This is a genomic window from Bradyrhizobium sp. SEMIA, from assembly GCF_014844175.1.
GTDB lineage: Bacteria > Pseudomonadota > Alphaproteobacteria > Rhizobiales > Xanthobacteraceae > Bradyrhizobium > Bradyrhizobium arachidis.
The window spans coordinates 5,233,074-5,254,893 of record NZ_CP046601.1 but is presented as its reverse complement, the minus strand read 5'-3'; the positions used below and the strand labels follow the sequence as shown (position 1 = coordinate 5,254,893).

Here is a 21,820-nt window from a genome sequence, read left to right as displayed (position 1 = left end):
CGGCATGCACGTGCCTGTCCAGGCCATCGACCGCGACATCTGGCGTGACGGCGTCACGTCGGATGGGACGCGGCTGATCCCGGAGGAGACGCCGCTGGCGCTGACCTATAATGGCGGCACTTACGCCGTCATGATGGGGACGCCGCAGAACCTCGAGGATTTCGCCGTCGGCTTCAGCCTGGACGAAGGCATCATCAAGTCGGTCGACGACATCAAGTCGCTCGACGTGGTTCGCCTCGACGACGGCATCGAGCTGCGCATGTGGCTGGCCTCGGACGACGCCGCGCGCATCAGCGAGCGCCGCCGCCACATCGCCGGCCCCACCGGCTGCGGCATCTGTGGCATCGACTCCATCGCGGAGGCCGTGCGGCCCGCGGCCGTCGTGCCGCAAGGGACCATCTTCACGCCGCAGCAGATCATGACCGCGATGCAGGCGATCGCGCCCCTGCAATCGATCAACATGCAGACCCGCGCGGTCCATGCCGCAGCGTTCTGGTCGCCGGCAAACGGCATTGTGGCCCTGCGTGAAGACGTCGGCCGCCACAATGCGCTGGACAAGCTCGCGGGATCGCTGGCGCGGAGCCGGACCGACGCCAGCGTCGGCATGGTGCTGCTGACGAGCCGTGTCTCGGTCGAGATGGTGCAGAAGACGGCCGCCATCGGCGCGCCTGTCATGGTCGCGGTCTCCGCCCCCACTGCGCTTGCGGTGCGCACCGCGGAGGCTGCCGGCATCACGCTGATTGCGATTGCCCGCAGCGACGGGTTTGAAGTGTTCACGCACCAGGGCCGCATCGCGGCTCTTGGTGCCCAGGAGATTATCGATGTCGTCGCCTGACCGCCTCGTCTACATGGCCAACCAGATCGGCACGTTCTTCCGCAGCCAGGGCCACGACAAGGCCGTGCCGGGGATCGCCGAGCACATCAAGAAGTTCTGGGATCCCCGGATGAAGCGCGCGATCTTCGCCCATCTCGATGCCGGCGGCGCTGGGCTCGAGCCGAACGTGCTCGAAGCCCTGACGTCGCTGAAGCAGGCTATTTCCCTTCCAGAAGCGCGCTGAACACGCGCCGCACCTCGCTCTGCGTCTCCTTCACGCGGGCCTCCAGCGCGGAGAAATCCGGCGCATCGCCGGCGCGCGCCATCACGCGCTGAAGATCGGTGCCGGCGGTCTCAGGCTTGAAGCGGTCACTGACGCAGAGCCGTAGGATCTGCGTCAGATCGTGATAGAGCCGCGCCGCGGCACGCAGGATCTCGGTCTCCGACTGTGAGAGCACGCCGAGCCGGCATGCGTTGTCCAGCACCTGCAAGGTGCTGACGTCGAGGATCTCGGGCTTGTCGTAGGCGTGCACGAGCTGGAGATATTGCGCGATGAAGTCGATATCGACCATGCCGCCGGCGGCATATTTGAGATCCCAATGGTCGCTCTCGCCCTTCTCCTGCGCGATCGCGTGGCGCATGTCGGCGACGTCGTTGGCGGTGATGGCGGGATCGCGGCGGCGGGTCAGGACATCGCGGATCACGCGCTCGATCCGCCCCTGGAATTCGCTCGAAGCCGACACCACGCGCGCGCGCGTCAGCGCCATGTGCTCCCAGGTCCAGGCCTCGTTGGCCTGGTAGTCGGCGAAGGAGACGAGGCTCGAGGCCACCGGGCCGGCGCGCCCCGAGGGGCGCAGCCGCATGTCGATCTCGTAGAGCACGCCGTAATTGGTGCGGGTCGTGAAGGCGCTGATCAGGCGCTGGGTGAAGCGGGCGAAATAATGCGCGCCCTGGAGCGATTTCGGCCCATCCGAGTCCGGCTCGTCGGCGTCGAAATCGTAGAGCAGGATCAGGTCGAGATCGGACGAGGCCGTCATCTCGCGGCTGCCGAGCCGGCCCATCGCGATGATCGCGGTCTCCTGATCCTTGATGCGGCCGTGCTGGGCGGCGAAGCGGTCGGCGACGAGACCGTGCACGGTGTGGACGATGCCTTCGGCAACGTCGGCAAAGGCCGTGCTTGCCTGCTGCGCCGTGACGGTGCCGGACAGGATGCGCGTGCCGATCAGGAACAGGCTCTCCTGCCCGAACAGGCGCAGGCGATCGAGGAATTCCTCGTATGAGCCGGCGTCCTGCACGGTCGCCGCCAGCCGTCCCGACAATTCCTGCTTGTCCGGCATGGCGCCGAAGAAACGCGGATCGATCAGCCCGTCCATGAGCTGCGGCTGCCGCGCCAGCATCTCGCCGAGCCGGGGCGCTGCGCCCAGCACCAAGGCCACCAGCGCCACGAGATCGCGGTTCTGGCCGAGCAGCGTGATCAGCCGGCCGCCGCGCTGGAGCGCCTGGAGGAATTGGTCGAACGCCACGACGGCGCGATCCGGCTCCTCGGCATGGGCGAGCCCCTCGATCAGGGCCGGCACGAACTCGACGAAGGCGCCTCGCGTCTGATCATTGCGGAACACGCGATAATCGCCGGTGATCCAGTCGCGCACGGTCTGCGCGAGGGCGGCAGGCTTCTTGAAGCCGAGCGAGGACAGATATTGCAGTAGGCGCGGATCGTCGGGACCCGTGCTGTAGTCGAGCGCCGGCAGCTTAGCCGTGCCGGTCGGGTCGTCGCCCTCGAACAGTTTTTCGTAATGCCCCTGCACGATCTCGAGCTGGCGCAACAGGTCGCGCGCGAAGGCTTCGCGATCCGCATAGCCAAAGAAGCGCGCAAAACGCTCGACCGCCTCCTTGTCCTCAGGCAACGCATGAGTCTGCTCGTCGGCGATCATCTGGAGACGATGCTCGACCCGGCGCAGGAATTCGTACGCCGTGGTCAGCTCGTCGCGCGCAGCGGACGTGATCCAGTTGCTTGAGGCGAGAATGTCGAGCGCCTTGAGCGTCGGCCGCACCCGCAATTCGGGATGGCGGCCGCCCGCGATCAGCTGCTGCGTCTGCGCGAAGAACTCGATCTCGCGGATGCCGCCGCGGCCGACCTTGACGTTGTGCCCCTCGACCGCGATCTCGCTCTGGCCGCGATAGGTCTGCATCTGCCGCTTCATGTCGTGCACGTCGGCAAGTGCGGCGAAGTCGAGATGTTTGCGCCAGACGAACGGCGCGATCTCGGCGAGCAACGCCTCGCCCGCCCGGGGATCGCCGGCACAGGCGCGCGCCTTGATCATCGCGGCGCGCTCCCAGGTCCGCCCTTCCCGCTCGTAGTAGTTCAGCGCGGCGTCGCGCGAGATCGCCACTTGCGTCGAGGACGGATCCGGGCGCAGGCGCAGATCGACGCGGAAGACGTAACCGTCATAGGTGCGCTGCTGGAGGATGCGCGCCATGCCTTGCGTCACACGGACGAAGAACGGCTGCGGCTCGATGTCGGGCGCCAGCGTCGTGGCTTCGGGATCGAAGAACACGATAAGATCGATGTCGCTGGAATAGTTCAGCTCACCCGCCCCCATCTTGCCCATCGCGAGCACGATCAGGCCGCTGCCCTCTTCAGGGGCTTCCGGATTGGGCGGTGAGAGCTTGCCACGTGCGGCTTCCTGCCGCAGCAGATACTGGAGCGCCGCCTGCACCGAGGACACCGCGACGTCGGTCAGCGCCACCGTCACCTGCATCACCGGCCAGACCCCGCCGATGTCGCACAGCGCGGTCAGCAGAGCCGCTTCCGCCTTCATGCGGCGGAGCAGGCGCATCACCTCGGTTTCGTCGCCCGCCGCGAGCACTGCGCCCCTCGCCTCCGCGATCAACGCGGGAAGATGCGCATCCGGATCGCATTCGAGCAGGCGGATCAGGCGCAGTGCATCGGCGCGCACCAGATCGAACAGATAGGGCGAGAATTCCGCAATGCCGGCCAGGATATCCCGCGCGAAGGGATGGCTCAGCAAGCCCTCGATACGGGCGGATTGTGCCGGCTCAAGTTCCGCCAGCCAGCTCTCAAGACGTCGTTCGTCGGTTGCGGAAGCGGCAATATGGGGAGCCTCCGCGAAGCGGGTCGCGAGGCTCACACCAGTCTTGTCCGCGTTTCCCGGCGCGGAGTGGTTCATGCCACCTTCTGTGGCACATCCGGCAGCGGAGGAGCAACCCTGTCGCCCGCGCCCGCACGCGCCGGCAGCACCAGCGTGGCGACGAGGCCGGGATTGGCATCGCCTAGCCGCAATTCGCCGCCATGAAGCGTCGCAACCGCGGCGGCCAGGCTGAGGCCGAGGCCGGAGCCCGGCAGCGTGCGGCTGGCTTCGAGCCGCACGAATCGCTCGACGACATGCTTGCGATCGGCTTCGGGGATGCCGGGGCCGCGATCAGTGACGCTGAGCAGCACGTGGTCGCCCTCGCGCTTCGCCTCGATCGTGATCTGCCTTGCGTCCATGCTGACCACGGTTCCCGCCACCTGCGCGGCCGGCTTGCCATATTTGATCGCGTTCTCGACCAGATTGGCGAGCGCCTGGCTGATCAGCTCGCGGTTGGCGTGAACCGGCGTCGGCTCGGCCTTGACCTTCAGGGTCATGCCGTCGTCCTCGGCGAGCGGCTCGTACAGCTCGTGGATGCCGCCGGCCACATCGGCCGCGTCGAAATCATCCATGTTGCCGCGCGCCTGGCCTGACTCGGCGCGCGCGATCATCAGCAGCGCGTTGAAGGTGCGAATCAGTCCGTCGGATTCCTCGATGGTCCGTTCCAGCGCGGCGCGGTAATCGGCCTCGCAGCCCGATTTCGCCAGCGCCTCCTCGGCGCGATTGCGCATGCGCGTCAGCGGCGTCTTGAGGTCGTGGGCGATGTTGTCGGAGACTTCCTTCAGCCCCGCCATCAGCGCCTCGATCCGCTCCAGCATCGCGTTGAGGTTTTCGGCGAGGCGATCGAGCTCGTCGCCGCTGCGCCCGACCGGCAGGCGGCCGCTGAGATCGCCGGTCATGATGCGCTGGGCCGTGCCGGTCATGGCGTCGATGCGGGTGAGCACGCGGCGCGCGACGAAAATGCCGCCGCCAAGGCCGAGCACCACCACGATCAGGACCGACCATTGCGCCGCCTTGGCGACGATGCCGAACAGCCGTCGCCGCTCGGCAAGATCGCGGCCGATCAGAAGCCGGAAGCCGTTTTCGAGCTCGGTGACGCGCACCAGCGCGCGGTGGTCGCAGTCATCGGCATCCTCGATGCGGCGGTACGCCGTCTCGGACCAGCCACGCGTCGCCAACACGCCCGGCGCCAGCGAGCCGACATTGCCGGCGATCGCCTGCCCGGTCGGCGTGGTCACGAGGTAGAGGTTGGCGCCGGGCCGCAGCGCCCGGTATTCGATCGTGCGCACAACGCCCAACATGCCGCGGCGGCCGTAGATCTCGTCGATCTCGGCGGTCTCGGCATTGACCGTCTGCGTGATCTCCTCGGTGATCAGCCGCCGCGTATTCCACGCGAAATAGCCGAGCAGCGAGGCCGCGAACATCGCGAACAGCAGCAGATAGACCAGCGTCAGCCGGAACGCCGTGGTGCGGACGAGTTTACCGAATGCCGTCACGGATCATGTATCCGGCGCCGCGGATCGTGTGCAGCAGCGGCCGCTCAAAACCCTTGTCGATCTTGGAGCGCAACCGCGAGATGTGCACGTCGATCACGTTGGTCTGCGGATCGAAATGATAGTCCCAGACGTTCTCCAGCAGCATGGTGCGCGTCACCACCTGGCCGGCGTGCTTCATAAGGTATTCGAGCAGGCGGAATTCGCGCGGCTGGAGCGTCAGCTCATCCTTGCCGCGGGCGACGCGGTGGGAGAGCCGGTCGAGCTCGAGATCGCCGACGCGATAGAGCGTGTCCTCGGCCGGTCCGCCGCGGCGGCGCGACAGCACCTCGACCCGGGCCAGCAGCTCGGCGAAGGAATACGGCTTTGGCAGGTAGTCGTCGCCGCCTGCGCGCAGGCCCTTGATGCGGTCGTCGACCTGCCCGAGCGCGGAGAGAATCAGCACCGGCGTGGTGTTGTCCTTGTCGCGCAGCGCGCCGATCAGCGACAGGCCGTCGCGCTTGGGCAGCATGCGGTCGACCACCAGCACGTCGTAGTCGCCGTTCTCGGCCATGGCGAGGCCTTCCTCGCCGTCGGCGGCGTGATCGGCAATGTGACCGACTTCGCGAAACGCCTTCACGAGGTAGTCGGCGGATTCGCGGTCGTCTTCGATGATGAGGAGGCGCATCGTGCGTTCGGCGGCGGTCAAGGAGGTCAACCTTTTCTAAACATGGCGCGAGCGGCAATCGCATGCAAGCCGAGGGAAGCGGTCTCGGATCGAGAAAAAGGCGGGCGGTGAAGCTGGGGGGACTTCACCGCCTAGCCTTCCGACGGAGGGGGGGCGTAATTCCACCGGAAGGTAGGCTGGGGAAGCAATCGTTGCGCTGCTCCCCCGAGGAGCGTCGGCGGCGGGGGCGACTGATGCCGGCGACACCCCTCATCTCGTAAGCCTCCTGCCCTCAGCCCTTGGCGAGGGGGATCGCGACGAAGCGCGACTGGCCGCCGCTCTTCACGCGCATCAGGACGCTGTTCTTGTTGTCGGACCGCGCCGCATTGATGGCGTCGCGGACTTCGCCGGCAGTGGCCACGCTCTTGCCGCCGACTTCGAGAATCACGTCGCCTTCCTTGAAGCCGCGTTCGGCCGCGGCGCTCTTCGGATCGACCTCGGTGACGACAACGCCTTCCTTGCCGGCGCCGGCCACGGAATCGGCAGGCGCAACCGTCATGCCGAGCTTGGGCACGTCGGTGCCCTTGGTCGCACCCTTGCCGCTGTCCTTGTCGGTGTCGGCCTTGGCCTCGACCGTGTTCGGCAGCTGGCCGAGGGTGAGGTTGATGACCTTGTCCTGACCCTTGTGCAGCACGTTGAGCTTCACGGTCGCGCCGGGCGCCATGCCGCCGATGGTGCGGGCGAGCTCACGGGCGTCCTTGACGGACTCGCCGTTGACCGCGGTAATGACGTCGCCGGATTCGATGCCGGCCTTCGCCGCCGGACCGTTCGCCTGCGGCTCGGCCACCAGCGCGCCTTCGGCCTTCTTCATGCCGAGGCTGTCGGCGATGTCCGAGGTCACCGGTTGGATCTGCACGCCGATCCAGCCGCGGCTGACCGAGCCCTTGTCCTTGAGCTGGGCCACCACGCTCTTCACGGTGTTGGCGGGAATCGAGAACGCGATGCCGACGCTGCCGCCGGAGGGCGAATAGATCGCGGTGTTGACGCCCATCACCTCGCCGTTGGTGTCGAACGCCGGACCACCGGAATTGCCCTTGTTCACGGGCGCGTCGATCTGGATGAAATCGTCATAGGGACCGTTGCCGATGTCGCGGCCGCTGGCCGAGACGATGCCGGCGGTCACGGTGCCGCCGAGGCCGAAGGGATTGCCGACCGCGAGCACCCAGTCGCCGATCCGCGGCTTGCTGTCGGCAAGCTTGGCGAACGGGAAGTTGGAGCCGCCCTCGACCTTGATCAGAGCGAGGTCGGTGCGCTGGTCAGTGCCGATCACCTTGGCGGTGTAGGTCTTGCCGTCGTCGGTGGTGACCTCGACCTTGTCGGCGCCGTCGACGACGTGGTTATTGGTCACGGCAAAGCCGTCAGCCGAGATGAAGAAGCCCGAGCCCTGGCCCTGCACGACGCGGCCTCGGCCGCCACCCTTCAGGCCGGGAATGCCGTCCGGACCGCCGAAGCGGCGGAAGAAGCGCTCCATCGGCGAGCCCGGCTGGAACGGCGACTGTGCGTCGTCGCCATCATCGTTGCTGGCGGTCTTCTCCTTGATGTTGACCTTCACGGAGATCACCGACGGCTTCACGCGCTCGACGATGTCAGCGAAGCCGACCGGACGCTCGACCTTGCGAACCTCGTTGTTGACCTGCGCATGCGCCGGGCTGGAGAACAGGTCGGCGGGCGACATCGACGGGCTGAAGCCGTAAACGGCAGCGCCGAGGCCGGCGACGACCGAGGCCATCAGCGCGATCTTGCGCGCGGAAAACACCGACCGGCGTGGCTGCCGGTAGGACGGAAGGTTCGAGAGGTCGATAGGGTCGGTCATGCAGAGATCTCCAAGGCCTTGAAATCCATCTGGTGCCGGATACGGCACCTTTACGGACCTGAAGATGGGGTCTTCCGCCTTACCGTGCGCTGGCGGCGGGGTTAAACTTTTGTAATGCAGGGGCGAGGCCGATGCGGCAGTTTATCGCAGGCCAAAAGTCGTGGTTTTTTAGGAACTTAACCGCACTTGCCTGATGGGCCGAAAGCGCAGCTTTTTCAGCGTTTTCAGCTCGCCCGAACGCTGAGAATGAACTCGTCCACCTCGCGTTTCAAGGTCTCGGCCTGACGCGACAGATCGACGGCGGAATCCCGGGCCTCGGCGGCCATGCGGCCGGTCTCGGCAGAGGTCGCGGTGATCTGGGCGATGTGATTGGAGACATCGAGGGTTCCGTGCGCGGCGTCCTGTGCGCTGCGGGTGATGTCCTGCGTGGCGTTGCGCTGCTGGGCGGTATCGACCTCGATGCCGGACATGATCGAGGAGATCTCCGACAGCGTCTTCGAGATGCCATCGATCGCGCCCCGCGTCTCTGCGGTGATGCCCTGGATGCTGGCGATATGCGAGGTGATCTCCTCGGTCGCCTTGCTGGTCTGGTGCGCGAGGCTCTTCACCTCGGACGCGACCACTGCAAAGCCCTTGCCGGCTTCGCCAGCCCGCGCCGCCTCGATGGTGGCATTGAGCGCGAGGAGATTGGTTTGCGCGGCGATCGCCTGCACCAGCTGCACGACCTCGCCGATCTTGTCGGCGGCATCCGAGAGCGTGTGGATGGTGTCGCGGCTCTTCTCGGCCTGGGACGCTGCGCCCTCGGCGCGCTGGGTCGCATCGGTGACGCGGCGGCTGATCGTGCCGATCGAATTCGTCATCTCCTCGGCCGAGCCCGCAACCGTCTGCACGCTGGCGTTGGCCTGGCTTGCCGCGCTCGCGACCGCATTGGCCTTGGTGCTGGTGTCATTGGCGGTGCGGGACAATGTCTCCGCGTTGCTCTTCAGGTGCACTGCGGATGACGCCACGCTGTCGACAACGCTGGCGACGAGGTCGTTGAAGTGCTTGACGCGTTCGTCGAGGAATGTCGAGCGCTCGGCCTGATGCTGCGCTTCGTGTAATTGCTGCTCGGTGAGGCGGCGACGCTCGAGGCCGTTGGTCTTGAACACCTCCAGCGCGCCGGCGAGCAGGCCGATCTCATTGGTGCCGCCGAGCCCGGGAACAGGCGTCTCGAACTTCTGGTCGGCGACCTCGCGCATCGCATGCACGATCGCCGCCAGCGGATTGAGGATGCCGTTGCGCACGGCGAACCAGGTGGTGAGGCAGATCGCGGCAGCGATCACCGCGATCACGCCGCAGGCGACCATGAAATACGAGAACGCTGTCTGCGCCTGCTGATAGATCTGCATCGCGTGGTCGCGCGCGGGGCCGCTGAGCGCGGCGAAGTCCGACGACAGGCTGGTGATCTCGTTGTTGAGATAGAGCACCGCGACGAAGCCGGTGCCGCCGCCGATGCCCAGCAGGAACAATAATGCAGCGACCATGGCGCCGACCAGGAAACGGATCGTCAGATTGCTGTTGGTGAACATCGCTGCGGACTCGAGGCTGGAATCAAAGCTCGCGACAAGCTTCCAGACAAAGGTCAACAGGGCATGAAATGAGCTACGTGATGCCGCCTACGTATCATTACGTAGCTAGGACGATTTTGGCTCGTCCGACATCAAGGCCGCAAGCCGCGCCTCTTCCTCAGGCGTGAGCGGCGGAGCTGGTAGATCTGCACCGCTTTTCGCGCGCCGGCGGATCTGCAGCCACAGCGCGAGGCCGCCGCCGATCAGCAGCAGCGGCGCGAGCAGCCAGAGCAGCATGGTCTGCCGCTCGAAGCGCGGCTTGAGCAGCACGAACTCGCCGTAGCGCGCCACCAGGAAATCGAGCACCTGCGAATTGCTGTCGCCGGCCGCGATGCGTTCGCGCACCAGGAGGCGCAGATCGCGCGCCAGCGGCGCATCGGAATCATCGATCGACTGGTTCTGGCAGACCATGCAGCGCAGCTCGCGCGACAAGTCGCGCGCGCGGGCCTCCTTCGCGGGGTCCGACATGATCTCGTCGGGCTGCACGGCGTGCGCCGCCGGCACAGCCAGCAGCATCAAGGCGACGAACGCAGCCATCATCCGGCGCATCACAATCACTCCGCCGGCTGGAGGCGCTGCTTGGCCCGCGCCGGCTTCGGCGCGCCGACCCGCAGGCGGCGGTCGGACAGCGACAGCATGCCGCCGAACGCCATCAGCACCGGTCCCCACCAGATCAGGAGCACCAGCGGCTTGTGATAGATGCGCACAGCGATCGCGCCGTCGGCGGTGGCGTCGCCGAGCGAGACGTAGAGCTGGCTTGCGCCGCGCGTCAGCAGCGCCGCCTCGGTCGTCGAGGAGCCGCGCGTGGTAAAGCTGCGCTTGGACGGCGCCATGACGCTGATCGTCTCGCCATCGTGGCTCACATTGAACTCGGCGATCATCTCGCGATAGTTCGGCCCCTGGCGCGAAAACAGGCCGTCGAGCTTGAGATCATAGCCGGCGACATGGGCGACGTCGTTCTGCTTCATCGTCGCGATGTATTCGCTGTTCCAGGTGGTCTCGCAGACGATCCCGATCAGCGCGACACCGAGGCCGGCATGCGCGAACGCCGTGCCCCAGGCGAGCGTGGCAGCCCGCGGGCCCGGTGCAGCGACGTTGCGAACGGCAGCCGCACGAGGCCGGTCCGCTCGACGAGGTCTGTGATGGCGCCGGCGATGACGAAGATGCCGAGACCGATCGCAAGCGGCGCCAGCGTCGCGCCGCCGCTCGCCCAGCCCCAGGCGATGGCCACCGCAACGAGCCCGGCCACACCGGCCGCAAGCAGACGCTGCATGACGCCGAGCAGGTCGCCCCGTTTCCACGCCAGCATCGGTCCGAACGGCACGGCGAGCAGCAGCAGCGCGAACAGCGGCACGAAGGTGAGATTGTAGAAGGGCGCGCCGACCGACATCTTGAAATCGGCCAGCACTTCCATCGCCAGCGGATAGAGCGTGCCGAACAGCACGACGGCGCAGGCCACGGTGAGCAGCAGATTGTTCAGCACCAGCGCGCCCTCGCGCGAGATCGGTGCGAACAGTCCGCCCTGCTTCAGCGAGGTCGCGCGGCCCGCGAACAGCGACAGGCTGCCGCCGATGAACAGGCAGAGGATCAAGAGTATGAATACGCCGCGAGTCGGATCGGTGGCGAAGGCGTGCACCGAGGTGATGACGCCCGAGCGGACCAGGAAGGTGCCAAGCAGCGACAGCGAGAAGGTCAGGATCGAAAGCAGGATGGTCCAGACCTTCAGCGCGTTGCGCTTCTCCATCACCAGCGCCGAGTGCAGCAGTGCGGTGCCGGCGAGCCACGGCATCAGCGAGGCGTTCTCGACGGGATCCCAGAACCACCAGCCGCCCCAGCCGAGCTCGTAATAGGCCCAGTAGGAGCCCATCGCGATGCCGAGGGTCAGGAAGATCCAGGCGACCAGCGTCCACGGCCGCACCCAGCGCGCCCAGGCCGCGTCGATCCGGCCCTCCAGCAGCGCGGCGATCGCGAAGGAGAACGAGATCGAGAAGCCGACATAGCCGAGATACAGCATCGGCGGATGAACGGCGAGACCGATGTCCTGCAGCACCGGATTGAGATCACGTCCCTCGATCGGCGGATTGACGATGCGCAGGAACGGGTTCGAGGTCATCAGAATGAAGAGATAGAAGGCGCTGGCGATCCAGGCCTGCACGGCCAGCACATGCGCGCGCAAGGACAGCGGCAGGTTGTTGCCGAAGGCTGCGACCAATCCGCCGAACAGCGCCAGGATCGAGACCCACAGCAGCATCGAGCCTTCATGGTTTCCCCACACGCCGGTGATCTTGTAGAGCAGCGGCTTCATCGAGTGGGAATTCTCGTAGACGTTGGCGACGGAGAAATCCGAGGTCACGTGCAGCATCACGAGCGCGATGAACGAGCGCCGACGAACAGCAGCTGCGCGAGCGCGGTGGAGCGCGCCACGTTCATCAGCGCGGCATCGCGCAGGCGCGCGCCGATCAGCGGCACGATGGACTGGATCAGCGCGAGGCCAAGCGCCAGCACCAGCGCGTAATGTCCTGACTCCGCGATCACCGCACCGCTCCCTGCGGGTTGCCCTGCGCCGTCGTGGCCGCAGGCTTGCCGCCACCGGACGCTTGCGCGCCGTAATCATCCTTCCAGTGGCCCTGCTTCTTCAGGGCATCGGCGACGTCCTTGGGCATGTAGGTCTCGTCATGCTTGGCGAGCACGGTGTCGGCCTTGAACACGCCGTTGGCGTCGAGTGCTCCTTCGGCGACGACGCCCTGCCCTTCGCGGAACAGATCGGGCAGGATGCCCTTGTAGGCGACCGGCAGCTTGGCGCTGCCGTCGGCGACCTCGAAGGTCACCGCGAGATTGTCGCCGCGCTGGAGCGAGCCGGGCTGCACCAGGCCGCCGAGGCGGAACCGCTTGCCCGGCGCGACATGCTTCTCGGCGACCATGGTCGGGGTCGAGAAGAACACGATGGAGTCGCGCAGCGCGTTGAGCACCAGCGCGGCCGCGAGCGCGAGCACGGCGAGCGAACCGCCGATGATGGTCATGCGTCGCTGCTTGCGGGTCATGGCGTGTCCGTTCTCCCGTCTCGTCCCACTATCGTCATCCGTCGAGCCCGAGCGTCTTGAGGCCCTCGTTGAGCTGGCGCAGCCGCTCGGCGTCGTTGGCGACGGCCTGGCGTGCGTCGGTCGAGGCGCCCTTCGCCTTGTCGCGGTCACCCATCACGAGATAGGCGCGCACCAGGCGCAGCCAGCCTTCGACGTCGTCGCCGTTCTGCTTGAGGCGCGTGGCGAGACGCTCGACCATGCCGCGGATCATCGCGTTGCGATCACCCTCGTTCATGTCCTTCGACGCTGCGATCGTCTCGTCCGGCAGCGCCGGCATCGTCACGCCACCGCCGCCGACCCGCGCCAGCGAGGATTGCACCAGGGGACGCCACGGCGCATCCGCCGGCGCTTTCGCCAGCAGCGCGCGCCAGATGTTGGCGGCATCGTCCTTGCGGCCGTCCTGCTCGGCGGCAAGGCCGAGGAAATAGTTCGCCTTGGGATCGTCGGCGTTCAGCGCATGCGCGCGCTCGAATTCGCCCTTGGCCTCGGCGGTCACCACGCCGCTCGCGGCCGCCGCGATGGCCTCGCCGAGATCGGACCGCCGCTCCGCGCTCTCGCCATTGTAGGTGATCGAGTTGCGATAGGCGCGCACCGCATCGTCGAAGCGGCCGAGCCGCTCCAGCACCGGCGCGAGCACGTTCCAGCCGCGGCCGTCGGTCGGATTCTTTTCCAGATGTTGCTCGACCTGCACGACGAGATTCTCGAGCGACTGCGCCATGCCCGTGCCCGCCCCGCGCTCCCGCTGTGCCAGCGGAAAGTCGCGCAGCAACGGCGAGCCCAGCGGCATGTAGACGCCGATCGCAACCAGCGGCAGGCCGGCCAGCGCCACCACGGCGGCGCGCGGCGCCATTTCAGGTTCGATTTCGGCTCCAATGCGGGCTCGCTGACAGCCGCCGCAAGCAGCCGGCGGCTGATCTCGACGCGCGCGGCCTCGGCTTCGGGCGCGGCGATCAGCCCCGCGGCGAGATCGCGCTCGATCTCGGCGAGCTGATCCTTGTAGACCGCGACCTCGCTGCCCTGGTTTTGGCTATTCTGATCCTGCGCGCGTCCGCTACGGCCGAGCGGCAGGAGCACGGCGAAGATCGCCGCGACCGTCATCAGCGCGAACACGAACCATAGCGTCATCAAGCAAGCTTCCGGCAGCGCGCCACCCGCGCCCATAGTTGGCTTTACACCACGGCCGGACGATGCGGCAATTGACAATTGTCAATTTGGCGCGACCGCACATAGTCGCGAAACGGTGAAAATCCAACGGCTTAGCCGATCTCGAAGTCCGCGCTCTGCGCAGCGTGCTCGCCATGCCCGTTGAAGGCCCTCAGGAAGTACGTTCCCGGCTCGATGGCGTCAGGCAATCTGATGCGCAACGCCCCGACGGGAACGGGCGATGCAACCCTGGTGACCGTCTCAGGCAGCTGCCGGCCGCTTGCCTTCTCGACCAGCACCACCTGCGCGCCGACCATCAACCGCTGATATTTGGCAACAATGACGCGGTTCTCAATCTCGATGGAGCTGATAATGGGTTTCATGCGCCCACAGATAGAAATTTCAAAACTTGCACGGCGACCGTAGGGCTCGCCACCGGTAGCGTCAACCACAAATTGTGATCACGAAATATGCGCTTGGATCAGCTTGCGCGCGACGATTTGCGCTCGCCAGTAGCTGCGTTCTCCGCGGCGCGGCTCATCAGCGAGGCGTAGTCGTCGCCGAACAGCACCTGGCAGAAGCGAATCGCGGCCTGCACCTGCTGCTGCCGGTAGGTACGGACCTTGTGATCGGCAGCGCGCAGCGATTGCACCAGCTGCTCGGTCGAGCGCTCGACATATTGCTGGAGGTCGGAATAGGTGCGCAGCGTCACCTCGTTGATCGCAAGCTCGCTGGCGTAGTTGCGGCAGGTCGCGACGAAATCGATCAGCGCCGCCGTTTCCTCGACTTCGGTGCTGTCGATCCGCGCGCCCGGCGGGATGTCCTTCTCGGGCCGCTGGCGCAGGATGCGGCGGACCCGGCCGGGAACGCTGTCGATCTCCGATTGCAGCGCATTGGAGATGTCGGCCCGGATCGAAGTCAGCTGCTTGCCCCAGACCGAATCGTTGCGCAGGTCGAGCTCGGTGCGCAGACCGCGCACACCATCATGCAGCGCCTTGAGATTGTCGGCGACGTTGTCGAAATGGCCGCGCTTGATGTCCATGCGCAGGATCGCGGCGACGCAGGACAGATCGTGCAGGGCCATCGTGACCGCGACACCATAGGGCGTCGCCGCAACGCGGATCTCGTCGTCGGACGCGGCCATCTTGATGGCGAGGCGGATGATCTGCCAGGGCGCGGTCATCCGCTGCGCCACCATCGACAGGGCGAAGGGCAGCATCTGCGGCGTCTGGAGCACGGGAATGTTGAGCGCCGCCGTCACCGAGGCGATCTGGGGCTCGCCGAAGGCGCGCAGGAAGCGCGGCAGCTTCTCGTTCAAGGTGGCGATGGCTTCCCGGACCTGGAGCACCGCTCCGATCGAATAGAGGTCCTCGATCACATTGGGCGGGCCGACGCGGGCGAGCGCGCGCGATTTGTCGCCGCCGCCCGGCCCCGTCAGCTCGAAGATGGCATCGGCAGCCACGGCCTGGAGCTTGTGCGCGAGCGCCTCGACCTGCCGCCCGCCTCCGCCGGCATGCGCGCCAGCGCCGCCTCGAATTCATTGACTTTGTCCGGCGCGCCGTCGCGGCCGAGCCATTGCCAGATCGGGTGCAGCGAGGAGCGGCGGATCTGGCCGACCCGGATCGGGGCGCCCGCCTCGACCAAGAACGGTTCCAGCGCCTGGAACAGCAGCCGGGACAAATCGTCGGTGCGCGGCGGCTGGGCTTCGTCGGCTTCGCTCTTGCGCACGATCTTGCGCAGCTGCTCGAGCACGAGGGTCGCCACGGCCGTGTCCTGGCCGCGCTCGAGCGCGCGCTCGAACTCCCGCATCAGCAGCGCCTGCGACTGCGGCGGGAGCTGCGCGAGATATTCCCTCAGCCGCTCGATCGATGTCTGGCTCATGCGCCCGGTAATGCACGGTAAGATGGCGGACGTGGGATGCGTCCGGGCGCGATCATAGGAGGCTGCGCCTTAAGAAGCGGTTGAGGACGTTGGTGCGAATGCTCCCTTTGGCTCTGCGGATTGGCCGTCCTCAAGCCGAAAAATCCCGTAGAAACAAGGGATTATATTCCTGGGAGCACCAGCTCGGCGCGCAGGCCCCCGATCGGCGCGCCGCTGAGGGACAGGCTGCCGCCATAGAGCGCGGCAAGGTCGGTCACGATGGACAGGCCAAGTCCCGAGCCGGGTTTGGACTCGTCCAGCCGCTGGCCGCGCCGGGAGACCTGGGCGCGCTCGGCCTCCGACAGGCCGCGGCCGTCGTCGTCGACGAGGATCCGCAGCCGCGGGCCGGTGTCCGCCTGACGCGCCGTCTCGACCAGGACCTCGATGAAGACCCGGGAGGCCGCCCATTTGCAGGCATTGTCGACGAGATTGCCGACCATCTCCTCCAGATCCTGCCGCTCGCCGCGAAACTTTGCCGATGGATCGGCCTTGGCCTCGACCATGATGCCGCGGTTGCGGTGGATCTTCTCCATGGTCCGCCGTAGCGCCTCGATGGCAGGTGCAACCTCCGTCACGGTCGCGACCACCGAGACCCGCGCCGCAATGCGGGCGCGCTCCAGATGATGGGCGACCTGGTCGCGCATCACGTCGGCCTGCTCCATCACCTTGGCCGCGAACGGCTCGGCGGCGTGGGCGCCGGCCTCGTTGACGATGACCGAGAGCGGCGTCTTGATCGCGTGGGCGAGATTGCCGACATGGGTGCGCGCGCGCTCGACGATCTCGCGATTGGCTTCGATCAGCGCGTTGGTCTCGCGCGCCAGCGGCGCGATCTCGACCGGGAATTCGCCCTCGAGCCGCTCAGCCCGCCCGGAGCGGATGTCGGCGATCGATTCCGAGATGCGCTTGAGCGGCGCGAGGCCAAAGCGGACCTGGAATACCGTGGTCAGCAGCAGCACGATGCCGAGCGCGGTGAAGGTGCCGCCGAGATAGTAGTCGAAGCTGCGTGTCTCGTCGAAAATCTCGGTGTCGTCGCCGGCGACGCTGACCAGGAATTTGCCGTCGGCACCGAGATCGACCGGCCGCTCCACCATGCGCAGGTTCTGCCCCTCGGGCCCGTCGACGTAGGCGAGGCGAATGCCGGCGGCGGTGAGCTCGGCGCCCTGCTCCTCCAGCTTCGGCAGCTTCTTGTCCCACAGCGAGCGCGAGGAGCGCACCTCCGGCTTCTCGGTATCGGTGCGCGTGATCTGCCAGTACCAGCCGGACAGCGGCAGCTCGAACAGCGGCTCGCCGAGCGACTGGAACTGGCGGTCCGGCGGCTCGTCGGGGGTCGCGACCTCGGCGATGAGGGTGCGCAGATAGAGATTGAGCCGGCGGTCGAAGGCGCGCTCGGTGGCGTTCTTGTAGACCGACGACAGCACGACGCCGGTGATGGCCAGGATCACCACGAGCCACGCCGTCGCCGACAGGAACAGCCGGTTGGCAAGTGAGCTAGCGGCCATCGGAACGGTCCCGGCAGGCGCAGGATGTCAGGGCGTCGAACGTCATAACCGGACCAAGGCCCCTGTTCGGGCTGTCGTCAAGCCCGAGGGGGCTTCAGGCGGCCGGCGGGGTCAGGAGATAGCCGAGCCCGCGGACGGTCTGGATGATGTCGACGTCGAGCTTCTTGCGGATGCGGCCGACGAAGACCTCGATGGTGTTGGAGTCACGGTCGAAATCCTGGTCGTAGAGATGCTCGACCAGCTCGGTGCGGGAGACGACGCGCCCGGAATGGTGCATCAGATAGGCCAGAAGCCGATATTCGTGCGAGGTCATCTTGACGGGATTGCCCGACACGCTGACCCGGCCGGTCCTGGTGTCGAGCGTGACGGGGCCGCAAGACAGCTCGCTCTGGGCATGGCCGGTGGAGCGGCGCAGCAGGGCGCGGATACGCGCCAGCACCTCCTCGAGATGGAACGGCTTGGCGACATAGTCGTCGGCGCCGGCATCGAAGCCCTGGACCTTGTCGCTCCAGCGGTCGCGCGCGGTGAGGATCAGCACCGGCATGGTGCGGCCGTTGCGGCGCCATGCCTCCAGCACCGAGATGCCGTCCTTCTTCGGCAGACCGATGTCGAGCACAACGGCGTCGTAGGGCTCGTTGTCGCCGAGATAATGCCCCTCCTCCCCGTCGAAGGCGCGATCGACGACGTAGCCGGCGTCGGTCAGCGCCTTGGTGAGCTGGCGATTGAGATCGGGGTCGTCCTCAACAACGAGCAGGCGCACGTTTCTCTCCAGAGATAGGCCGCATCAACTGCGCCAGAGATGAGCAATTCCGGCGTGAACTGAATATGAACGCGGGGAACTGCCTGCGTTACTTTTTAGTCATATACTAACAACGCGCCGACGCGACTGCGCCCGCCGGGCCACCGGATGAGCCGGGGCATGGCGAGCGCAATGTGCCGCTTTGCGCGGCGAGTCGGAAGGGTCTGAACGCCTCGACGTCGGCCGTCAGGTCCGGAAGAACACGAACCAGACGACGGCGAGGATCAGGATTGCCAGTCCGGTCGAGATGGCGAGCAGCGCGGCCACCGAAGGTCCGGGCTCGCCCTGGCGGGCCTCGGTCGGAGTTTCGACGATCCGGTTCTGCTCTCGCGTGGTTGCCATGATGCCCTCAATCTCTGGATGTCGCCTCCGATGGTCGGCGACCATGTCGCCGCCCTGGAGCCAACGCTCGATCCGAAATGATGTTCCGGCTTTTGCCGCGGACTGAGGCAGCAACCGCACGCCCAATGGCCAGTTAACGCAGTTGCAAGATTCCGCATCGCGCCTTGCTATGATTCGGTGTTCCCCGATGGTATTCTTGTCTGCTGTCCCCGTTGCGTTTGGAGTAGCCCATGGCCCCCCGCGCCAATTGGAAGGGTTTTCTGCGTCTGTCGCTCGTGACCTGCCCGGTCGCGCTGTATCCGGCCACTTCGGATACCGAGAAGGTCTCGTTCAACCAGATCAACCGCAAGACCGGCCACCGGATCAAGTATCTGAAGGTCGACGCCGAGACCGGTGACGAGGTGATCTCCGAGGACATCGTCAAGGGCTACAAGGTCGACACCGACACCTACATCGAGGTCACCAAGGACGAGCTCGACGACATCGCGCTCGATTCCACGCACACGATCGACATCGACGAGTTCGTGCCGAAGGCCGACATCGACAACCGCTACCTGATCCGCCCCTATTATCTCGTGCCCGACGGCAAGGTCGGCCACGACGCCTATGCGGTGATCCGCGAGACCATCCGCAGCATGGACAAGGTCGCGATCGGCCGCGTGGTGCTGACCAACCGCGAGCACATCATCGCGCTGGAGCCGCTCGAGAGCGGCCTGATGGGCACGCTGCTGCGCTATCCCTACGAGGTCCGCAGCGAGACCGAATATTTCGACGACATCCAGGACGTGAAGCTGACCAAGGACATGCTCGACCTTGCCAAGCACATCGTGGAGAAGAAGTCCGGCGCGTTCGAGCCCGAGCTGTTCGAGGACCATTACGAGACCGCGCTGATCGACCTGATCAACAAGAAGCGCAGCGGCATGCCCATCACCGCGAAGGCAACGCCAAAGACCGGCGGCAACGTCATCAGCCTGATGGACGCGCTGAAGAAGAGCATCGCGAACGAGAAGGATGCAGCTCCCGCGGCGAAGGTCGCCAAGGAGGCGGTCAAGGGCAAGAAGCCGAAGAAGCGCGTCGAGGGCCAGCGCGAGATGCTGCTGCCGATATCAGGCAAGGGCGGCAAGGACGCTGCTGCGAAGACGGCGAAGGAGCCCGCGAGGAAGGCCGACAAGCCGGTGCGCGCGCCGGCGCGGGCGAAGAAGGCCGGCTAGCGGCATCACACCGTCGCATCGCGCCGTGATCTCTCCCCTCGCCGATCGGCCGGCCTGACATGCCCTGGTCGGCGGCGTTCGACGAACCCATTGCCTTGCGCGGCGGGCGTAAGCTGCTGACGCTGCAGGAGGCGGCCGATCACATCATGCGGCTGCCCGAGGACGCGCAGCATGCCCCCCACTGGCAGACCGCGATCGAGACGCTGATCCATGCGGCCGAGACCGGCGGCGGCTGGATGATGTTCGCCCGCATCGCGATGTTGCGGGCGCTGAACGCGGACGCCGGCCGCAGCTAAAGCGCGATGAGATTGGGATGAATCGTCATCGCGCTTTAGGTTGTTGTTTGAGCATGATCTTTTCGGAAAACCGCTTCGCACTTTTCCGGATCATGCTTTATGCGCTGTGTCGCGTGCAGGATTCTGCGCACGCGTCGCTCGCCGCCTGGCCGGCGAACAGCCTCAACAATCCGTTAAGCCCGTATCGTGGTTTTCGCCTGCTCTCGGAGGACACCACGTAATCCTACGGAAGACAAAATTAACCTTCGATTCCCGCTGCGCAGAGCATGGTTGCGCCGTCGATTGAATCCGGGGGTTGCACCCGTGCCGCAGCAGGACGCCAGAAAGAACTACATCGGCCTCGTCAACGACACGGCCGAGGACGAGCGCCTCGCCGGCAGCTCCGCGCAGTCGCAGCCGCGCGTCATGAGCTATCTGGTCGGGCGCCTTGCCGCTGTGCTGAAACGCTCCGGCAACGCCGCGCCGGGGCGCTCGATCACGTCCTGAGCGGAGACAGCGTCAAATCCAGCCAAATCCGGTGATGAAACCTTAAGTCAACGAATGGCATCGTATATGGCCGCAGGCAGGAAGCATCCCGCCTGGCCTTTTGCGCGCGCACGCGCCCCCGAAAGTTAGTGAATCAATTTACCATTCCGAAAACGGCGCCAGCCTACGTTGGACGGATGAACAGGAGTTGACGATGACTTTGCTCAGGTCATTTCTTGCCGATGAAAATGGTGCCACCGCCATCGAGTATTGCCTGATCGCCGCCGGCATCGCGCTCGCGATCGTCACCATCGTCAACAACACCGGCAGCGCGCTCCTCAACAACAAGTTCAACTCGGTCAGCTCGGCGATGAAGTAACGGCCGCTGTGGCCTGACGCGACGCCTCCCTGCACGCTCGCCGGAGCCCGCCCGGGTAGGGCGAAGCAAACTCCCCATTTCCGTCACCTTTGGCAGCCATTTGGGTGCTGATATTCTTCAGCACGACATGGCCGAACAGTCATGCTGTCGATCATTGAACCAAGGTTGTTTGAGGATGCCGATGAGACGCACGATGGTTCTGGCTGTCTGCCTCGCGTTTGTCGGCGCCTGGTCGCAGGATAGCGCGAGAGGACAGACCGCGCCGCCGGTTTCGCTTGCTCCGCCCCAAGCGTCGCAGCCGCAAGCATCGCCGCCAGCGAGCGCCAGGAACTCCCGGCCCAAGCGCGATCCAGCCTTGGTGACCGCGCCCGGCGCAGCACCTTCGGCGCCCGTGATCGGCGGGTTTCCGGCATCGCCCAATCCCGCCGCCGACTACGACGGTTTCAGCGTCGGCACCGAGGACAACGACACCCCGCGGCAGGCGGCGCCGCCGGCCCGGTCACGCGGGGCAAAGAATGGCTCCACGGACCCGGACTCGTTCGATCCGGAAGATGAGGCGTTGAGACGAAAGCTGACGATCTGCAAGAACTGCAAATAGGAGGTTTGTCCACTGGCCAGCCCGAACTTCGGCCGTGGCAGTTCACAAGCTCCTAGCCCGGATGGAGCGCAGCGAAATCCGGGGAGCTGTTCGCGGGTGCAGTTGCTGACGCCGTTCACCGGCCACCGACCTCAACCGCTTCCAAGACCACGGCCGTCCGATCAGCCAGCTCGGGAATTTTGGCCAGGTAGGCCTGGTAATGCGGCGTGGTTCGGTGAGCTTCTACGGCCGCAACGTCCCGATACAGCTCGTCGAGAACGTAGCGATCTTCATTCGATATGTCGCGCCAGACTTCCCAGCGCAGGTTACCGGGTTCGGCCCTGGAATGCGGTGCCATGCCGACAAGCAGTGCCCTGAGTTCAGCGGACTTGCCTGGGCGAGCAACCAGGATTGCGGTAATCTTGGATGGCGATTGCGTCATTCGACAGCTCCCGATGCGAGGGCAAGCGCAGCTTCAGAGATGCCGAGCCCCCTCGCGAATTGCGTCCACTCCGAAATTTCAGATG

20 protein-coding genes and 3 pseudogenes are annotated in these 21,820 nt (G+C 66.1%); 8 read left to right on the top strand and 15 right to left on the bottom strand.

Annotation, left to right across the window (positions count from 1 at the left end; all coding sequences use genetic code 11):
- The first annotated feature begins 4 nt into the window (after positions 1-4).
- Positions 5-835 (top strand): formate dehydrogenase accessory sulfurtransferase FdhD, encoded by an 831-nt coding sequence (gene fdhD, locus FOM02_RS25580; protein ID WP_027558826.1) that lies wholly within the window; start codon positions 5-7, stop codon positions 833-835.
- Complete coding sequence (locus FOM02_RS25575) at positions 822-1,058, top strand: formate dehydrogenase subunit delta (protein WP_027558825.1); 237 nt, start codon at positions 822-824, stop codon at positions 1,056-1,058. The genes fdhD and FOM02_RS25575 overlap by 14 nt, the downstream gene beginning before the upstream one ends.
- On the opposite strand, the gene FOM02_RS25570 is transcribed toward FOM02_RS25575, so the two are convergent.
- From FOM02_RS25570 to FOM02_RS25500, 14 genes and pseudogenes are all read right to left on the bottom strand, one after another.
- Complete coding sequence (locus FOM02_RS25570; protein WP_027558824.1) at positions 1,033-4,002, bottom strand: bifunctional [glutamine synthetase] adenylyltransferase/[glutamine synthetase]-adenylyl-L-tyrosine phosphorylase; 2,970 nt, start codon at positions 4,000-4,002, stop codon at positions 1,033-1,035. The two genes, FOM02_RS25575 and FOM02_RS25570, sit on opposite strands and share 26 nt — an antisense overlap.
- Entirely contained in the window at positions 3,999-5,459 is a 1,461-nt protein-coding gene (locus FOM02_RS25565; protein ID WP_265440085.1) for a sensor histidine kinase, read from the bottom strand. Before FOM02_RS25565 ends, FOM02_RS25570 begins: the two co-directional genes overlap by 4 nt.
- Positions 5,443-6,123, bottom strand: coding sequence for a response regulator transcription factor (locus FOM02_RS25560; RefSeq protein ID WP_035731438.1), 681 nt, complete (start codon positions 6,121-6,123; stop codon positions 5,443-5,445). The genes FOM02_RS25565 and FOM02_RS25560 overlap by 17 nt, the downstream gene beginning before the upstream one ends.
- A gap of 271 nt (positions 6,124-6,394) precedes the next feature.
- A complete protein-coding gene (locus FOM02_RS25555) occupies positions 6,395-7,975 on the bottom strand; it encodes a Do family serine endopeptidase (RefSeq protein WP_027558821.1) in 1,581 nt (526 codons plus the stop codon).
- Positions 7,976-8,199: 224 nt separating this feature from the next.
- Positions 8,200-9,543: a methyl-accepting chemotaxis protein gene (locus FOM02_RS25550; RefSeq protein ID WP_027558820.1), complete on the bottom strand. Its 1,344-nt coding sequence runs from the start codon at positions 9,541-9,543 to the stop codon at positions 8,200-8,202.
- Between the two features lie 105 nt (positions 9,544-9,648).
- The gene (locus tag FOM02_RS25545; protein WP_027558819.1) at positions 9,649-10,131 is read right to left on the bottom strand and encodes a cytochrome c-type biogenesis protein; all 483 of its coding nucleotides are present in this window, start codon (positions 10,129-10,131) and stop codon (positions 9,649-9,651) included.
- Between the two features lie 5 nt (positions 10,132-10,136).
- Positions 10,137-12,117 (bottom strand): annotated as a pseudogene (locus tag FOM02_RS25540) (heme lyase CcmF/NrfE family subunit).
- Positions 12,114-12,623 (bottom strand): cytochrome c maturation protein CcmE, encoded by a 510-nt coding sequence (ccmE, locus tag FOM02_RS25535; RefSeq protein WP_027558817.1) that lies wholly within the window; start codon positions 12,621-12,623, stop codon positions 12,114-12,116. The pseudogene FOM02_RS25540 and the gene ccmE overlap by 4 nt, the downstream one beginning before the upstream one ends.
- Before the next feature lie 34 nt (positions 12,624-12,657).
- A pseudogene (gene ccmI / locus FOM02_RS25530) lies at positions 12,658-13,787 on the bottom strand (c-type cytochrome biogenesis protein CcmI).
- A 131-nt stretch (positions 13,788-13,918) separates the two neighbouring features.
- Positions 13,919-14,257, bottom strand: a complete 339-nt coding sequence (locus FOM02_RS25525; RefSeq protein WP_416207711.1) for a hypothetical protein — start codon at positions 14,255-14,257, stop codon at positions 13,919-13,921.
- Positions 14,258-14,286: 29 nt separating this feature from the next.
- Positions 14,287-15,686: pseudogene (locus FOM02_RS25520) on the bottom strand (hypothetical protein).
- A 161-nt stretch (positions 15,687-15,847) separates the two neighbouring features.
- A complete protein-coding gene (locus FOM02_RS25510) occupies positions 15,848-17,224 on the bottom strand; it encodes a sensor histidine kinase (protein ID WP_027558813.1) in 1,377 nt (458 codons plus the stop codon).
- Between the two features lie 94 nt (positions 17,225-17,318).
- On the bottom strand, positions 17,319-17,984 hold the full coding sequence (locus tag FOM02_RS25505; RefSeq protein WP_018315821.1) for a response regulator transcription factor: 666 nt from the start codon (positions 17,982-17,984) through the stop codon (positions 17,319-17,321).
- A gap of 225 nt (positions 17,985-18,209) precedes the next feature.
- The gene (locus tag FOM02_RS25500) at positions 18,210-18,365 is read right to left on the bottom strand and encodes a hypothetical protein (protein ID WP_162832009.1); all 156 of its coding nucleotides are present in this window, start codon (positions 18,363-18,365) and stop codon (positions 18,210-18,212) included.
- A 230-nt stretch (positions 18,366-18,595) separates the two neighbouring features.
- Between FOM02_RS25500 and FOM02_RS25495 the strand changes: the two genes are divergently transcribed.
- The 6 genes from FOM02_RS25495 to FOM02_RS46895 all read left to right on the top strand — a co-directional run bounded on the left by FOM02_RS25495 (position 18,596) and on the right by FOM02_RS46895 (position 21,314).
- Positions 18,596-19,576: a Ku protein gene (locus FOM02_RS25495; RefSeq protein ID WP_027558812.1), complete on the top strand. Its 981-nt coding sequence runs from the start codon at positions 18,596-18,598 to the stop codon at positions 19,574-19,576.
- Between the two features lie 59 nt (positions 19,577-19,635).
- Entirely contained in the window at positions 19,636-19,872 is a 237-nt protein-coding gene (locus FOM02_RS25490; RefSeq protein WP_027558811.1) for a hypothetical protein, read from the top strand.
- A 17-nt stretch (positions 19,873-19,889) separates the two neighbouring features.
- The gene (locus FOM02_RS25485) at positions 19,890-20,093 is read left to right on the top strand and encodes a hypothetical protein (RefSeq protein ID WP_084334246.1); all 204 of its coding nucleotides are present in this window, start codon (positions 19,890-19,892) and stop codon (positions 20,091-20,093) included.
- 82 nt (positions 20,094-20,175) lie between these two features.
- Positions 20,176-20,358 carry a hypothetical protein gene (locus FOM02_RS25480; RefSeq protein ID WP_027558810.1) on the top strand — a complete coding sequence of 61 codons (183 nt, stop codon included), beginning with the start codon at positions 20,176-20,178 and terminating at the stop codon, positions 20,356-20,358.
- A 193-nt stretch (positions 20,359-20,551) separates the two neighbouring features.
- Positions 20,552-20,716, top strand: coding sequence for a Flp family type IVb pilin (locus FOM02_RS25475; protein ID WP_027558809.1), 165 nt, complete (start codon positions 20,552-20,554; stop codon positions 20,714-20,716).
- 358 nt (positions 20,717-21,074) lie between these two features.
- The gene (locus FOM02_RS46895; RefSeq protein ID WP_416207790.1) at positions 21,075-21,314 is read left to right on the top strand and encodes a hypothetical protein; all 240 of its coding nucleotides are present in this window, start codon (positions 21,075-21,077) and stop codon (positions 21,312-21,314) included.
- Between the two features lie 115 nt (positions 21,315-21,429).
- On the opposite strand, the gene FOM02_RS25465 is transcribed toward FOM02_RS46895, so the two are convergent.
- Positions 21,430-21,735, bottom strand: coding sequence for a putative quinol monooxygenase (locus FOM02_RS25465; RefSeq protein WP_027558807.1), 306 nt, complete (start codon positions 21,733-21,735; stop codon positions 21,430-21,432).
- Between the last annotated feature and the right edge of the window lie 85 nt (positions 21,736-21,820).

Excerpts from the sequence above, each read along its gene's own strand:
- FOM02_RS25500 (WP_162832009.1), bottom strand. The coding sequence starts at position 18,365 with ATGGCAACCACGCGAGAGCAGAACCGGATCGTCGAAACTCCGACCGAG.
- FOM02_RS25510 (WP_027558813.1), bottom strand. The coding sequence starts at position 17,224 with ATGGCCGCTAGCTCACTTGCCAACCGGCTGTTCCTGTCGGCGACGGCG.
- FOM02_RS25555 (WP_027558821.1), bottom strand. The coding sequence starts at position 7,975 with ATGACCGACCCTATCGACCTCTCGAACCTTCCGTCCTACCGGCAGCCA.
- FOM02_RS25495 (WP_027558812.1), top strand. The coding sequence starts at position 18,596 with ATGGCCCCCCGCGCCAATTGGAAGGGTTTTCTGCGTCTGTCGCTCGTG.
- FOM02_RS25545 (WP_027558819.1), bottom strand. The coding sequence starts at position 10,131 with ATGCGCCGGATGATGGCTGCGTTCGTCGCCTTGATGCTGCTGGCTGTG.
- FOM02_RS25575 (WP_027558825.1), top strand. The coding sequence starts at position 822 with ATGTCGTCGCCTGACCGCCTCGTCTACATGGCCAACCAGATCGGCACG.
- fdhD (WP_027558826.1), top strand. The coding sequence starts at position 5 with ATGCACGTGCCTGTCCAGGCCATCGACCGCGACATCTGGCGTGACGGC.
- FOM02_RS25560 (WP_035731438.1), bottom strand. The coding sequence starts at position 6,123 with ATGCGCCTCCTCATCATCGAAGACGACCGCGAATCCGCCGACTACCTC.
- FOM02_RS25485 (WP_084334246.1), top strand. The coding sequence starts at position 19,890 with ATGAATCGTCATCGCGCTTTAGGTTGTTGTTTGAGCATGATCTTTTCG.
- FOM02_RS25490 (WP_027558811.1), top strand. The coding sequence starts at position 19,636 with ATGCCCTGGTCGGCGGCGTTCGACGAACCCATTGCCTTGCGCGGCGGG.
- FOM02_RS25475 (WP_027558809.1), top strand. The coding sequence starts at position 20,552 with ATGACTTTGCTCAGGTCATTTCTTGCCGATGAAAATGGTGCCACCGCC.
- FOM02_RS25570 (WP_027558824.1), bottom strand. The coding sequence starts at position 4,002 with ATGAACCACTCCGCGCCGGGAAACGCGGACAAGACTGGTGTGAGCCTC.
- ccmE (WP_027558817.1), bottom strand. The coding sequence starts at position 12,623 with ATGACCCGCAAGCAGCGACGCATGACCATCATCGGCGGTTCGCTCGCC.
- FOM02_RS25465 (WP_027558807.1), bottom strand. The coding sequence starts at position 21,735 with ATGACGCAATCGCCATCCAAGATTACCGCAATCCTGGTTGCTCGCCCA.
- FOM02_RS25550 (WP_027558820.1), bottom strand. The coding sequence starts at position 9,543 with ATGTTCACCAACAGCAATCTGACGATCCGTTTCCTGGTCGGCGCCATG.